This window comes from Yoonia sp. (assembly GCF_014859355.1).
In the GTDB taxonomy this organism is placed as follows: Bacteria; Pseudomonadota; Alphaproteobacteria; order Rhodobacterales; family Rhodobacteraceae; genus Yoonia.
The window spans coordinates 120149-134558 of the sequence record NZ_JACUUJ010000002.1; the positions used below are offsets into that span (position 1 = coordinate 120149).

General features: G+C 57.9%; 15 protein-coding genes. 12 read left to right on the plus strand and 3 right to left on the minus strand.

The window, feature by feature from the left end; translation table 11 throughout:
- Positions 1-65 precede the first annotated feature (65 nt).
- On the plus strand, positions 66-434 hold the full coding sequence (locus IBX59_RS01775) for a hypothetical protein (RefSeq protein ID WP_296371758.1): 369 nt from the start codon (positions 66-68) through the stop codon (positions 432-434).
- Here IBX59_RS01775 and IBX59_RS01780 read toward each other — a convergent pair.
- On the minus strand, positions 431-2593 hold the full coding sequence (locus tag IBX59_RS01780; protein WP_296371760.1) for a transglycosylase domain-containing protein: 2163 nt from the start codon (positions 2591-2593) through the stop codon (positions 431-433). The genes IBX59_RS01775 and IBX59_RS01780 overlap by 4 nt on opposite strands.
- Positions 2594-2913: 320 nt before the next feature.
- Between IBX59_RS01780 and IBX59_RS01785 the strand changes: the two genes are divergently transcribed.
- The 4 genes from IBX59_RS01785 (at position 2914) to IBX59_RS01800 (ending at position 6610) form a co-directional block, all read left to right on the plus strand.
- A complete protein-coding gene (locus IBX59_RS01785) occupies positions 2914-3252 on the plus strand; it encodes a P-II family nitrogen regulator (protein ID WP_296371762.1) in 339 nt (112 codons plus the stop codon).
- Between the two features lie 25 nt (positions 3253-3277).
- Entirely contained in the window at positions 3278-4624 is a 1347-nt protein-coding gene (locus IBX59_RS01790; RefSeq protein ID WP_296371764.1) for an ammonium transporter, read from the plus strand.
- Between the two features lie 154 nt (positions 4625-4778).
- Complete coding sequence (gene dgcA, locus IBX59_RS01795; RefSeq protein WP_296371766.1) at positions 4779-5747, plus strand: N-acetyl-D-Glu racemase DgcA; 969 nt, start codon at positions 4779-4781, stop codon at positions 5745-5747.
- The gene (locus IBX59_RS01800; protein ID WP_296371768.1) at positions 5744-6610 is read left to right on the plus strand and encodes a D-amino-acid transaminase; all 867 of its coding nucleotides are present in this window, start codon (positions 5744-5746) and stop codon (positions 6608-6610) included. The genes dgcA and IBX59_RS01800 overlap by 4 nt, the downstream gene beginning before the upstream one ends.
- Before the next feature lie 3 nt (positions 6611-6613).
- Here the strand turns inward: IBX59_RS01800 and IBX59_RS01805 are convergent, their stop codons facing one another.
- Positions 6614-6907, minus strand: coding sequence for a DUF1244 domain-containing protein (locus IBX59_RS01805; protein ID WP_296371771.1), 294 nt, complete (start codon positions 6905-6907; stop codon positions 6614-6616).
- A gap of 13 nt (positions 6908-6920) precedes the next feature.
- Entirely contained in the window at positions 6921-7658 is a 738-nt protein-coding gene (locus tag IBX59_RS01810; protein WP_296371774.1) for an N-formylglutamate amidohydrolase, read from the minus strand.
- 123 nt (positions 7659-7781) lie between these two features.
- Here IBX59_RS01810 and pyk point away from each other — a divergent pair, with 123 nt between their 5' ends.
- From pyk to pheT, 7 genes are all read left to right on the plus strand, one after another.
- Positions 7782-9227: a pyruvate kinase gene (pyk, locus tag IBX59_RS01815; RefSeq protein WP_296371777.1), complete on the plus strand. Its 1446-nt coding sequence runs from the start codon at positions 7782-7784 to the stop codon at positions 9225-9227.
- Positions 9228-9257: 30 nt separating this feature from the next.
- Positions 9258-9482, plus strand: coding sequence for a hypothetical protein (locus IBX59_RS01820; RefSeq protein ID WP_296371780.1), 225 nt, complete (start codon positions 9258-9260; stop codon positions 9480-9482).
- A 112-nt stretch (positions 9483-9594) separates the two neighbouring features.
- Positions 9595-9795 carry a 50S ribosomal protein L35 gene (gene rpmI, locus IBX59_RS01825; RefSeq protein WP_296371782.1) on the plus strand — a complete coding sequence of 67 codons (201 nt, stop codon included), beginning with the start codon at positions 9595-9597 and terminating at the stop codon, positions 9793-9795.
- A gap of 15 nt (positions 9796-9810) precedes the next feature.
- Entirely contained in the window at positions 9811-10170 is a 360-nt protein-coding gene (gene rplT, locus IBX59_RS01830) for a 50S ribosomal protein L20 (protein WP_296371783.1), read from the plus strand.
- A gap of 138 nt (positions 10171-10308) precedes the next feature.
- Entirely contained in the window at positions 10309-11382 is a 1074-nt protein-coding gene (gene pheS, locus IBX59_RS01835) for a phenylalanine--tRNA ligase subunit alpha (RefSeq protein ID WP_296371785.1), read from the plus strand.
- A 52-nt stretch (positions 11383-11434) separates the two neighbouring features.
- Entirely contained in the window at positions 11435-11863 is a 429-nt protein-coding gene (locus IBX59_RS01840; RefSeq protein WP_296371787.1) for an ASCH domain-containing protein, read from the plus strand.
- 88 nt (positions 11864-11951) lie between these two features.
- Positions 11952-14348 (plus strand): phenylalanine--tRNA ligase subunit beta, encoded by a 2397-nt coding sequence (pheT, locus tag IBX59_RS01845; protein WP_296371789.1) that lies wholly within the window; start codon positions 11952-11954, stop codon positions 14346-14348.
- Positions 14349-14410: the final 62 nt, after the last annotated feature.

Sequence of the window (14410 nt, forward strand, 5' to 3'; positions counted from 1 at the left end):
AGGTGCAATCGTTGCCCGCGCGCTTGCCGTTGATTTGCGCCAGCGTTTGGCCCAGAAATAAACCCATGATGCCGTATCGCAAATTTTTGTCTGTTTTTTCCATCATGGCGCTGCCTGTCGCAGGGGTTGCAGGGCCATATGACGGCGTTTTCAAACAAACCGCCAATGCGGAATGCGCCTTGGTCGGTGTCGATGGCGGATCGCTCAAGATCGACGACAACATCTTTACCGGGGTCGAGGTCCAGTGCCACATGACCCGTCCTGTCGATATCAATGATATGGATGCGACCATCTATACAATGGAATGTGTCGGCGAAGGCCAAACCTGGACCGAACGTGCGGTGTTGATGAACGACGCCGAAAAAACCGGTATTTATATGATTTGGGATGGATATGTCTTTCGCTATGACCGCTGCGCAGAGGGTGAATATTAGTTCATCTGATCGCGCAGGATGATATCCAGCACATCAAGGATCGCGCGTTCCAGCACTTGCCCGCCGGCCCCGGCGATGACATTCTCATCGACCCTGCTGCCCGGCGCGCGCATCGGAAGGGGGACAGGTTGGCGTTGCGCCAGAATAGGCGCCATCGTTTCACGCCATATTTCAGCCGGAAGCCCGCCGCCCGTGACGCCGGTCAGTGGCGCGTTGTCGTCATAGCCCATCCAGACACCCGTGACGTAATCGCCGGTGAAGGCAATGAACCACGCATCGCGTGATGCCTGCGTGGTGCCGGATTTCCCCGCGATCTCCCAGCCGTTGATTCGGGCGCGACGGCCCGTGCCTTCTTCGACCACGCGCGACATCATCCACGTCAACTGGCGTGCGGCGTCCTGCTGAATGACCCGTTCACCGATGCCGCTGCCGGTTGCGTCCATCAGCGGCCTGTCGTCCCCCTGAATGCGCAGGTCGACCAGACCATAAGGCGTGACCGATGACCCGCCGTTCAAAATGCCTGCATAAGCGCCTGTCATTTCCAGCAGCGTGCTTTCCGAAACCCCCAGCGCCAGTGCGGGCCCTGCGGCCAGATCACTTTCGATTCCGAACTGCGTCGCCACGGTGCGCACCGCTTCGCGGCCCACTTTTTCTGACAGGATCACCGCGGGGACATTGCGGCTTTCAGCCATTGCCTGGTTCAGGGTCATGATGCCCTTGAATTCCCGGTCATAGTTTTTGGGGCACCAATTGGCCGACCCGCGCACTTTCCAGCAGACAGGGCTGTCGTCGATCAGATCATTGGGGCTGAAGCCCGAATCGAGTGCGGCCGCATATATAAAGGGTTTGAACGATGACCCGGTTTGCCGCAGTGCTTGCGTGGCGCGGTTGAATGCGCCAGTGGCGCGAATGTTACGCCCGCCAACCATGGCGCGCACAGCCCCGTCTGCGGACATCACAACGATGGCGGCCTGTGCCTTTGACCCCTCGCGAACGTCATTTTCAAAGACCTTGATCAGGGCGTTTTCGGCTGCTTTCTGAATGCCCTGATCCAAAGTGGTGCGAATGATCACGTCTTCTGTTGTGTCTTTCGTAAAAAATGCAGGCCCGCTTTCCATCACCCAATCAGCGAAAAAGCCCCCTGCACGTGCGGCGGCGGCTTGCGACAGGGTCGCGGGGTTCTGGCGGGCATCGGCCGCCTGTGCGGCGGACAGATAGCCTTGTTCCTCCATCAGCCCGATCACGACCGAAGCGCGGTCGCGGGCGCGTTCGATGTTGCCCGTGGGTGCATAGGTTGACGGCGCTTTCAGTAATCCGGCCAGCATCGCCGCCTGCGCGGGGTTTACCTGTGCCGCGGAAATTCCGAAATAGCGTTGCGCGGCGGCTTCAAATCCACGACTGCCAGCCCCCAGATAGGCGCGGTTGAGATAGATCGTCAGGATTTCCTGTTTGGTAAAGGCGGCTTCCATTGCCAGGGCAAAGATGGCTTCTTTGCCCTTGCGCCACAGCGATGACCGGCGGCAGTCGGCCTCGTAGGCGGCCTCTGAGTCCCAGGTGTCGGGGTCGTATGGCACACCAAGGCACAGCAATTTGGCCGTCTGCTGTGTAATCGTTGACCCTCCGTTCCCCGAAAGCGCACTGCGTCCGGCTTGCAGGTTGATCCGCACCGCTGATGCGATGCCGCGCGGTGACAGGCCCAGATGGCGATAGAAACGCTTGTCCTCGGTTGCGACAACGGCGTTGTGCAGGTGGGGGGAAACAGTTTCTGCCGTGACCATGCCGCCAAACTGGTCGCCGCGCCATGCAAAGACATCGCCCCGATAATCCAGCAGCGTGACAGACCCGCGGGTGCGCGCATCGACCAGCGTTGTCATTGGGGGCATTTGGGCGGCGTAATAATAGACTGCCCCCCCCACCAGCAGGGCAGTAACGGTGCCCATCCGCCAACCGATGGCCCACAACATGCGCATGCTCCACGCAAACGGCGCGAGCAGCCAGCCAATCAGCCCGCGTTTCTTCTTTTTGGCGGGTGTGCGGGTGCGGCGGCTGGCGCGGGTTTTGGCCAAGCCTGTTTTCTTGGCCGGCTTTTTGCCAGCAGAATTTGCGGCATAGCGCCGGTCAGCCACCAAGGTGGGTCGCTTATTGCCATTTCTGCTCATGTTCCGCTCGACTGATTGTTGTTGTCGCTTTTCGCAGATCATAGCTGGCATTGGGATTTGCTGCCAGCGGCTTTCCCTGCGCTATCAGGCATTCTGTTCTGTCTGATTGGATTCCGCGATTTCCCCGTGCTGCGCTTCAAGAATAGCTTAAAATTTGTGCAAAATACAAAAAATGTGCAAAAAATGTGCAAATAACACTACATTGACCGAGTATAAAGCCCCTGCCGGCCTTGCTGCATCAGCTTGCACACGCTCTTTCTCGTCGGGCAAGCAACGTCAACGGGATGTGGCGCTGCGGTATCATTTGCAAGGGGAAGACTGTGAAACTCATCATTGCAACAATCAAACCGTTCAAGCTGGAGGAGGTGCGCGAGGCGCTGACCACCATCGGTGTGCGCGGCATGATGGTGTCAGAAATCAAGGGCTTTGGATCGCAATCCGGCCATACCGAAATTTACCGCGGCGCAGAGTATGCCGTGAATTTTGTGCCAAAGGTCAAATTGGAAATTGTCGTGCCTGACAGCATGGCAGACCAGGTTGTCTCGACGATCGCCACTACGGCCAAGACCGAGAAAATCGGAGACGGAAAGATTTTTGTGCTGGACGTGGAAAGCGCGATGCGTGTGCGCACTGGCGAAACCAATGATGACGCGCTTTGATCGCGGCGGAACGAGGATGAAACCCATGAAATCGCTTAAATTACTCACAATTGGTGCAGGCGCGGCCTTGCTTCCGACATTTGTGCTTGCGCAGGAAGCGGCAGAATTGGCCGTAGATATCGCAGAAGCTGCCGCCCCATCGTTTGATGAAATCGGCCCCTATATCATGACGACCCTGCTGTTCCTTGTGGGCGGCTTTCTGGTGTTCTTTATGGCTGCAGGTTTTGCCATGCTCGAGGCAGGTCTGGTCCGGTCCAAGAATGTGACAATGCAGTTGACCAAGAACATCGCGCTCTTTGGTGTCGCCAGTTTGATGTTCTGGTTGGTCGGGTTTAATCTGATGTATCCGGGCGATTTCAACGGTTATATCGGCGGTTTCTTCAACATCACTGTGTTGGAAGAGGTCGGCCTTGATGCTGCGGATGCAGATCTTGGGTATGCGTCGGTAGCGTCAGACTTTTTCTTTCAATTAATGTTCGTCGCCGCAACTGCATCCATCGTATCGGGTGCGCTGGCCGAACGGATCAAACTGTGGCCCTTTCTTGCCTTTGTGGTCGTGCTAACGGGCTTCTTCTATCCAATTTCCGGTTCCTGGCAGTGGGGTGGCGGATGGTTGTCCGAAATGGGCTTTAGCGACTTTGCCGGTTCGACAGTTGTGCATTCTGTCGGTGGTTGGGCCGCGCTTGCCGGTGCGATCGTTCTGGGTCCGCGGATTGGCAAATACAAAGACGGTCGCACAAACCCGATGCCGGGTTCCAACTTGGCGCTTGCAACATTGGGCACCTTTATCCTGTGGTTGGGCTGGTTCGGTTTCAACGGTGGGTCGCAATTGGCCGCTGGCACCGTGGGCGATATCACCGATGTCGGCCGGATCTTTGCAAACACCAACATGGCGGCTTCGGCTGGTGCGGTCGCGTCGCTGATCCTGACGCAGATCCTGTATAAGAAGGTCGATCTGACAATGGTGTTGAACGGTGCGTTGGCCGGTCTGGTCTCTATCACAGCCGAACCTTTGGCGCCCACACTGTTTGGCGCACTGTGGATCGGTGCAATCGGTGGTGTGATCGTGGTCTTTGCCGTGCCAATGCTGGACAAGCTGAAGATCGACGATGTGGTCGGTGCGATTCCCGTTCACTTGCTCGCCGGTATCTGGGGTACGCTTGCGGTCGTTTTCTATAATAGCGACGCCAGCCTGGTGACACAGATCACGGGCATCTTTGCCTATGGTATCTTTACCTTTGTCGGTTCGCTTGTCGTGTGGTCCATCCTGAAGGCTGCAATTGGCATCCGTGTTACTGAAGAGGCTGAAATCAATGGTCTGGACATGGCCGAATTGGGGATGGAAGCCTATCCTGATTTCGTGAAGGGCTGATCAGATCCTGATCAATGCAAAACAACTTGCCCCGGGCGTCAGCGCCCGGGTTTTTTATTTTTGACAAAGTGCAGGGGTCGTGTTTTGCAAAACACACCAAATTTCGCGAAATTTGGTGTCTCCGGCGGGGATATTTATGCGTGGAAGAAGCGAGATGCTTAGAATTGACGTCGCGCATGATGCGTTTGCATTGACAGATGTCTTTACCATCAGCCGTGGCGCGCGCACACAGGCCGATGTGCTGACGGTATGTCTGCGCGGGGGCGGCCAAGCGGGACGTGGCGAATGTGTGCCCTATGCCCGCTACGGCGAAACGCTCGACAATGTGAGAGCGCAGATTTCCGCGTTGCCGGGAAATGTCGCACGCGACAGTTTGCAACATATGTTACCACCGGGTGCGGCGCGCAACGCAGTGGATTGCGCGTTCTGGGATCTGGCGGCCAAGCAGGCAGGCAAGCGGGTGTGGGATTTGCTGGGCCTGCCCGCGCCAAAGCCCGTCGTGACAGCCTTTACCTTGTCGCTGGACACGCCTGCGGCAATGCAGGCGCAAGCGACGCGGCATCGCCATCGCCCTTTGCTGAAAATCAAGCTGGGCACTGCTGATGATATGCCCCGGCTAGAGGCGGTGCGCCGCGGCGCACCTGATGCGGCGATCATCGTTGATGCGAACGAAGGCTGGACCGCCGATATATATGCCGACCTTGCGCCGCATCTGATCCGCCTTGGGGTGCGGATGGTCGAACAGCCGCTGCCGGCGGGTGCCGATGATTTCTTGGCTGAAATCGCGCGCCCCTTGCCGGTTTGTGCCGATGAAAGCTGCCATGACCGGGCCAGTTTACCGGGGCTGGTCGGCAAATATGACATGGTGAATATCAAGCTGGACAAAACGGGCGGGCTGACCGAGGCGCTGGCGTTGCGTGAATCGGCGCTTGCGGCGGGGTTTGATGTGATGGTCGGTTGTATGGTTGGGTCGTCCCTTGCCATGGCACCAGCGACACTTGTCGCGCAAGGTTTGGCCTACTCGGACCTTGACGGGCCGCTGTTATTGGCCGAAGACCGACCGATACCATTGCACTTTGATGACCGCGGCGTGCATCCGCCTGCGGCAGCACTTTGGGGATGACCATGCGCACAGTCTATGTCAACGGCAACTACCTGCCTGAAAATGAAGCGACGATTTCGATCTTTGATCGGGGCTTTCTGATGGCTGACGGGGTTTATGAGGTGACTTCTGTGCTGGACGGCAAGTTGATCGACTTTGCAGGCCATGCCAAGCGGCTGGAGCGATCCTTGAAGGAGCTGGATATGCCGCATCCTGCTGAACTGCCTGATCTGCTGGTTATCCACCGCGAACTGGTCCGGGTGAACGGTATCGTGGAAGGGTTGGTTTATCTGCAAATTACCCGTGGTGCGCCCGGTGATCGCGATTTTGCATTTCCTGACCCTGAAACAACAGCGCCGACGGTGGTTTTGTTTACCCAGAACAAACCGGGTTTGATTGATAGCCCTGCAGCTCGGATCGGGATCAAAGTGATTTCCGTAGATGATTTGCGCTGGGCGCGGCGCGACATCAAGACGGTGCAGTTACTTTATCCGTCGATGGGCAAGATGATAGCGAAGGCAGCGGGCGTTGATGATGCGTGGATGGTTGAAGATGGCCACGTCACCGAAGGGACATCCAACAACGCCTATATCGTTCAGGGTAGCACGATCATCACCCGTCATCTTGGAAATGAAATCCTGCACGGGATCACCCGCGCTGCCGTCCTGCGCTTTGCCCGTGAAGCGCAGATGACCGTCGAGGAACGCAGCTTTACCATTGCCGAGGCGCAGGCGGCTGATGAGGCGTTCATCACATCTGCAAGCGCCTTTGTCATGCCCGTGGTCGAGGTGGACGGGCAGGCTGTCGGGACTGGTTCACCGGGTCCGGTTGCGGCGCGTTTGCGCGAAATCTATCTGGAAGAAAGCCGCAAGGCGGCGGTCTGATCCCTAATCGTGTGATTTCTTGAATGCATCCTGTGCTGCGGCGCTGGCCTCGGTCTGATATTTGTCGCGCCATGCGGTGTAGGGCATACCGTAAAACGCTTCCCGGCCTTCGTCCTTGGTCATTGCAATGCCGCGTTCGTTCGCGGCTTCCTGATACCAGCGGGACAGGCAGTTCCGGCAGAACCCGGTCAGGTTCATCATGTCTATGTTTTGCACATCGGTCCGGTCGTCCTGCAAATGCTGACGTAAGCGGCGAAAGGCGGCTGCTTCCAGTTCGATACGGGTCTGGTCGTCCATATGAATCCTCCTTTTATAGGCCAGATTGGGCCAAAACATCACTTAGAACAGGGGCAAGGCGGGCCGCCCAAAGGGCTTGGCCCCCGTGATCGGCGATCAGATCCTGCCGCAGTTCCAGCAGAACATTCGGCCGGCCGAATTGCAACGCGTGTTGGTCAATCGCGTCGCCGGGCAAATGCCCTGCATAGGGTTCGTTATCACCGACGCACCAGCCCCGATCACGCAAGGCCGCCATCAGCGGTGCCGCCAGTCGCGCATCATGCGCATAAAGCACACCAACTTCCCATGGGCGCGGGTGCTTGCCGCGCAGGCGAGGGGTAAAGCTGTGGATTGCGCAGATCACTGGGTTGGTGCGTTGGCGCGCCAGATCGGCATAGGCGGCGTGATAGGGACGGTAAAGCCGTCGCAGCCTTTCCTCACGGTCGGCATCGGTGGCGTGACGGTTGCCGGGGATGATCGTGCCGTCATACAGGCGCATCAGCAATGTGGGGTCATCTTCGCCCCTGTTGGGATCAATCACCAGTCGCGAAAACCGTGACAAGATTGCGGGGCTGTCCAATGCAAGGGCCAGTGCGCGTGTCACCCCTGCCGCCCCGACATCATAGGCGATATGGCGCTCCATATCTGCGGTTGGCAGGCCCAGATCGCCGCCATTCACCCAATGCGGCACATGGTTTGACGCGTGATCGCAGGTGATCAACCAGCGCCCCGGACCATCCGCGCCCAAAATTTCGAACGGCATTTCTATCATGTCTTGGTGTCATTCCTTTGTCACTGCGTTTAGGCTAGTTGTAGCTGGAATGGAATTGCGCAATAACGAACCGACCCGGACCGTTACCGCTAACAAATATCTAGACCGATGAAGGATGACCCTATGAGACGCCATTGCAATGTGAAGATCGTTGCCACGCTTGGACCTTCTTCCAACGACTATGACATGATCCGTGCCCTGCACGAAGCGGGCGCAAATGTCTTTCGCCTGAACATGTCGCATGGTGATCATTCCGAGATCAAGCATCGTCACAGCATCATCCGTCAGGTGGAAAAGGATTTGAATAGTCCGATTGCCATTCTGGCTGATTTGCAGGGGCCAAAGCTGCGTGTCGGCGTTTTTGCCAACGGCGAAGAAGAGCTGGTCGAGGGCGCGACCTTCCGGCTTGATCTGGATGACGCCGAAGGTGATGCAACGCGCGTCAAGCTGCCGCACAAGGAAATTTTTGATGCGTTGGAACCCGGCGCGCATCTGCTGGTCAACGATGGCAAAATCAAGCTTCGGGTCAAGGATTGTGGCGCGACATTTGCCGATTGCGAGGTCATCGTCGGCGGCACGATTTCGAACCGCAAGGGCGTGAATGTGCCTGATGTCGTATTGCCGCTGGCTGCACTTTCGGAAAAGGACCGCAAGGATCTGGAATTCGTCTGTGAATTGGGCGTGGACTGGCTGGCGCTGTCGTTCGTGCAGCGTCCCGCCGATGTGCAGGATGCGCGCGCCTTGGCAAAAGGCAGGGCTGCGATTCTGTCAAAAATTGAAAAGCCCGCAGCGGTCAAAAACTTTGACGACATCCTGAAAGTCAGCGACGGGATCATGGTCGCGCGTGGCGATCTGGGCGTTGAATTGCCAGTGCAGAACGTGCCGCCGATCCAGAAACAACTGATACGCAAATCGCGTGCTGCAGCCAAGCCGGTGATTGTGGCGACCCAGATGCTGGAATCTATGATCGACAGCCCGATGCCAACACGCGCAGAAGTGTCCGATGTGGCGACGGCCATCTATGAAGGCGCTGATGCGATCATGCTGTCGGCCGAATCGGCCGCTGGTTCCTATCCGATCGAGGCTGTGACAACGATGAGCAATGTCGCAAACGAAGTGGAAGCCGACCCGACCTATCTGGATATTATCGCTGCATCGCGCAAATCAGAAGGCAAGACGGTGGCGGACGGGATCGTTTCTGCGGCACGGGAAATTGCGGAAACAACGGATATCAAGGCGATCTGCTGCTTTACGCAATCGGGCACGACCGCGCTTTTGGTGTCGCGCGAACGCCCGCGTGTGCCGATCATTGCGTTGACGAACAATATCGGCACCGCGCGCAGGCTGTGTTTGTCCTGGGGGACGAATTGTGTTGTGACGGGGCATGTGGACAGGTTCAAAGATGCTGTTCTGGCGGCTGTGCGTGCGACGCTGACACAGGAATTGGCCACTGAAAAAGACATGATCGTGGTGACGGCTGGCGTGCCTTTCAATACACCGGGGTCAACCAACATCCTGCGTGTCGCGCCCTGTGCAGAACGTTTGATTTACAGCGCCGATCAAGACTAATATCCGACCGGACCTGAAAGGGATCTGCGGATGGATATTGACCTGATTTTTGTCGTCGGCAGTGTTATTGGGGCGTTTTCCATACCCGCCTTGGTCAGCGCCTTTGCTGACCGGCGGGCACCGCGGGCGGCGGCTGTTGCCATCGTGATAAGCGCCGCCATGGTCGCTTATGCGATGCAGATGCGTCTGGAACCTTATGTGCTGGAAAATCTGGACGATGTTTTTATCAGCGTCATTGCCCGTTATATCAACTAAGCCGCTTGCAACAGACATGGATGCGACCTATAAGGCATCCCTGATATCGTGCGGCCGGCCAACATGGCATGCCGAGTCGCACGATCCGACCGAACCTATAAAGGAGACGGAAATGCCGAAGATGAAGACAAAATCGAGCTGCAAAAAGCGGTTCAAAGTGACGGCCACGGGCCGCATTCTGGCAGGCCAAGCCGGAAAGCGCCATGGCATGATCAAGCGCACTAACAAGTTCCTGCGTAATGCACGCGGCACGACAACCCTGTCGAAGGCTGATGAAAGCATCATCAAGCCAATGATGCCCTACGCACGCTGATAAGGAGAATTTGATATGCGCGTTAAAGGTGGAACCGTCACGCACCGTCGTCACAAGAAAGTTCTCGACGCTGCCAAAGGCTATTATGACCGCCGCTCTTCAACCTTCAAGGTTGCTGCGCAGGCTGTTGACAAGGCCAACCAATATGCAACCCGCGACCGTCACAACCGCAAGCGCAATTTCCGCGCGCTGTGGATTCAACGGATCAATGCCGGGGTGCGTGCGGTTGATGCGACTCTGAACTATTCCAAATTCATCAATGGTCTGGCGCTGGCCGGAATCGAAGTTGACCGCAAGGTTCTTGCCGATCTGGCTGTGAACGAACCTGATGCATTTGCAACGATTGTTGGCAAAGCCAAGGCTGCGATGGCCTGAGGCCAAAACGGCAGAAGATGATAAAAGGCCGCTCCGGTTCGGGGCGGCCTTTTGCATTGGGCTGTCGGATGCTGCGTGAACCTTGCAACCGCACGCCGCTTTCGCTAGCACCGCCGAGACAGTTGCAAGGGGTTCCCGATGGACGAGCTGAGATCCAAATACCTGAACATGATCGCTGACGCCGCTGACGAGGCGTCGATCGAGGACCTGCGCGTGCAGTCCCTTGGCAAAAAAGGCGAGATCAGCATGAAAATGCGTGAACTGGGCAAGATGAGCCCCGAAGAACGCCAGGTGGCCGGCCCCGCGCTGAACGCGCTGAAGGACGAGATCAATTCCGCACTGGCCGCGAAAAAGGCAGCCCTTGCCGATGCCGCGCTTGATGCACGGTTGCGCACCGAATGGCTGGATGTGTCCCTGCCGGGACGCGCCCGCCGTCGGGGCACGATTCACCCGATCAGCCAGGTAACCGAAGAAGTGACCGCCATTTTTGCCGATATGGGCTTTGCCGTGGCCGAAGGCCCGCAGATCGAATCAGATTGGTATAATTTCGACGCGCTGAACATCCCCGGCCACCACCCCGCCCGGGCCGAGATGGACACCTTCTATACCCACCGCGCCCCCGGCGATGACCGGCCGCCGCATGTGCTGCGCACCCACACCTCCCCCGTGCAGATCCGCAGCATGGAGACAACAGGCGCGCCGACGCGCATCATCTGCCCCGGTCGCGTCTATCGCGCCGACTATGACCAGACGCATACCCCGATGTTCCATCAGGTTGAAGGGCTGGCAATTGATAAAGATATCTCGATGGCCAACTTGAAATGGGTGCTGGAGGAATTCGTGAAAGCCTATTTCGAGGTCGACCACGTTGATATCCGTTTCCGTGCGTCGCATTTCCCCTTCACCGAACCATCGGCCGAGGTCGATATCCGCTGTTCATGGGAAGGCGGCACGCTGAAAGTGGGCGAGGGTGATGACTGGCTGGAAATTCTGGGATCAGGCATGGTGCATCCGAAGGTGCTGCAAGCGGCGGGCGTGGACCCGACGCAATGGCAGGGCTTTGCCTTCGGCATGGGCATCGACCGGATTGCGATGCTGAAATACGGGATACCGGATTTGCGGGCATTCTTTGATTCAGATTTGCGTTGGTTGCGGCATTATGGGTTTGCCGCGCTGGATGTGCCCACGCTGCATGGCGGGCTGAGCAGGTGATGGGTGCAAGCAACCATCCTACGACACGCGCCCGCAATCGAAAGGCCAATCGATGACCGACGACATCGAAGACCTGCAAGACACCTACCCCGGTGCGGGCACCTTTCGTTTTGGCGATACGCCGGAACTGTGCCAATATCTGATCGGCCTTGTCCGGCAGCGCAAGAAAACCGCGACCAGTGCGGCGGCGTCGGAATTTGATGATGACCCCGACGCCATGCCCGTTGAGGGCCGCTGCGACATTGCCGCCAACTGGGATGGCACGCCGGCGCTGGTGATCCGCACCACAAAGGTGCAGCACATCCGGTTTTGCGACGTGACCGAAGATATGGCGCTGGCCGAGGGTGAAAACGACAGCCTTGAAAAATGGCGCAAGGCGCACAAAGCCTATTTCACACGCAACGGCGGCTTTGACCCTGAAATGATGCTGGTGTTCGAGCATTTCACGCTGATTGAGGATTTGGCCGGGCGTGAATTATAAGAGCCGGGGCGAACCCCGCGCTGTGGTCTTTCGCATTGCGGCGTAATCGGGTAAGCCCGCTGCAACATAACATACGCTGGATATACCGATGAAATTCACGCTTTCCTGGTTGAAACATCACTTGGATACAGATGCCTCTGTCACCGAAATCGCCGACGCACTGACCGATCTGGGGCTTGAGGTTGAAGGTATCGAAAACCCCGCCGAGCGACTGGCGAATTTTACCATCGGTTATGTGCAATCGGCGGAAAAACATCCCGATGCCGACAAGCTGCGCGTCTGTCAGGTGGATACCAAGGATGGCCCTACCCAGATCATCTGCGGCGCGCCCAATGCGCGGGCGGGCATTACCGTGGTCATCGCAGCCCCCGGCACCTATGTGCCCGGCATCGACACCACGATTGGCGTGGGCAAGATCCGTGGGATCGAATCCTATGGGATGATGTGTTCCGAACGCGAAATGGAACTGTCAGACGAACATGACGGGATTATCGAACTGCCCTCGGGCGAGGTCGGGCAGAGCTTTACCGACTGGCTGGCGCTGCATGATCCGGCAAAGGTTGATCCAGTCATCGAAATCGCGATCACCCCGAACCGCCCCGATGCGCTGGGCGTGCGCGGCGTTGCGCGCGATCTGGCCGCGCGGGGGCTTGGCACGCTGAAACCGCTGACGGTTGATCCGGTGCCTGCCAGCTTTGTCGCTGATCTGAAAGTGTCCATTGATGATGATACACTGGACGTTGCGCCATTTTTTTGTGGTCGATTGATCCGTGGTGTCAAGAACGGCCCCAGCCCTGCATGGCTGCAACAGCAGTTGCGCGCCATCGGCCTGCGCCCCATCAGTTTTCTTGTGGATGTAACGAATTGGTTCACCTATGACCTGAACCGCCCGCTGCACGTGTTTGACGCGGATAAAGTCACGGGCAACATCCGCGTTCATCGCGCCAAGGGTGGCGAAACCCTGACCGCACTGGACGATAAAACCTATACTTTGCAACCGGGCCAGATGGTCATTTCCGATGACAACGGTCCCGAAAGCATTGCGGGCATCATGGGCGGGCTTGACACCGGCTGCACGATGGACACCGTGAACGTCTTTGTCGAAAGCGCCTATTGGGATCCGATTCAGATCGCCCATACTGGCCGTGCACTGAAAATCAATTCCGATGCGCGCTACCGGTTTGAACGCGGCGTCGATCCGGCCTTTACGCCCGAAGGGCTGGAACATGCGGTGCGCATGATCTCCGATCATGCGGGTGGCGCGGTGTCAGAGTTGATAAAGGCGGGGCAGGTGCCTGATACGTCGCGCGCCTACAGGCTGGATGCAAAGCGGGTGATTTCGCTTGTTGGTATGGACATCCCCGAGGCGACGCAGCGCCAGACGCTGTGCGCACTTGGCTTCCGGTTGGACGGCAATATGGCCCATGTGCCAAGCTGGCGCCCTGATGTGCAGGGCGAGGCTGATCTGGTGGAAGAGGTCGCGCGCATCGCGTCGCTGACCAAATTGCAAGGCAAACCCTTGCCACGCAGTGCGCCCGGTGTGCCCAAGCCGATACTGACGCCGGGGCAGGTGCGCCAGCAGGTTGCAAAACGGACGGCGGCGGCGCTGGGTTATAATGAATGCGTGACTTATAGTTTTGTCGATGCGCAGGCGGCGCGCCTGTTTGGCGGTGGCGACGATGCGACCATGCTGGAAAACCCGATTTCGTCGGAAATGTCACATATGCGCCCCAACCTGTTGCCCGGTTTGTTGCGTGCCGCTGCCCGCAATCAGGCACGCGGGTTCATGGATATGGCCCTGTTCGAGGTCGGTGCCGGTTTCCACGGTGGTGAACCCGGTGAACAGCATATGCTGATCAGCGGTGTCTTGATCGGGCGGACCGGGCCAAAAGACGTGCATGGCACATCGCGGCCCGTGGACCTTTATGATGCCAAGGCGGATGCCGAGGCCGTGCTGGCCGCCATCGGTGCACCCGCCAAGGTGCAGATCCTGCGCGGTGCCGAAGGCTGGTGGCATCCCGGTCGTCACGGCAAGATCTGCCTTGGCCCGAAAAAGGTGCTGGCGGTGTTTGGCGAATTGCACCCCAAGGTGCTGCAAGAGATGGATATCAAAGGCGCTGCGGTCGCTTTCACCATCTGGCCGGACGAAGTGCCGCTGCCGCGCAGCAAGACAGCGACGCGGCCTGCATTGGCGGCGACGGATTTGCAGGCGGTGGAACGTGATTTCGCTTTTGTGGTCGATGCCGAAGTCGAGGCGCTGACGCTGGTCAATGCCGCCGCCGGTGCGGATAAGGCGCTGATTGCCGATGTGCGGGTGTTTGATGAATTCATCGGGGGCAGTCTGGGCGCTGGCAAGAAATCGCTGGCCGTCACGGTGCGCCTGCAACCGACAGAGGCCACGTTAAAAGACACCGATATCGAAGCGGTCAGCGCGAAAATTGTGGACAAGGTGACAAAAGCGACCGGCGGTGTGCTGCGCGGATAAGCTGGAAGCAAGGTTTTTGCAAAAACCTTGGCCTCCGGCGGAGGTATTTTTTAACAAAAGAA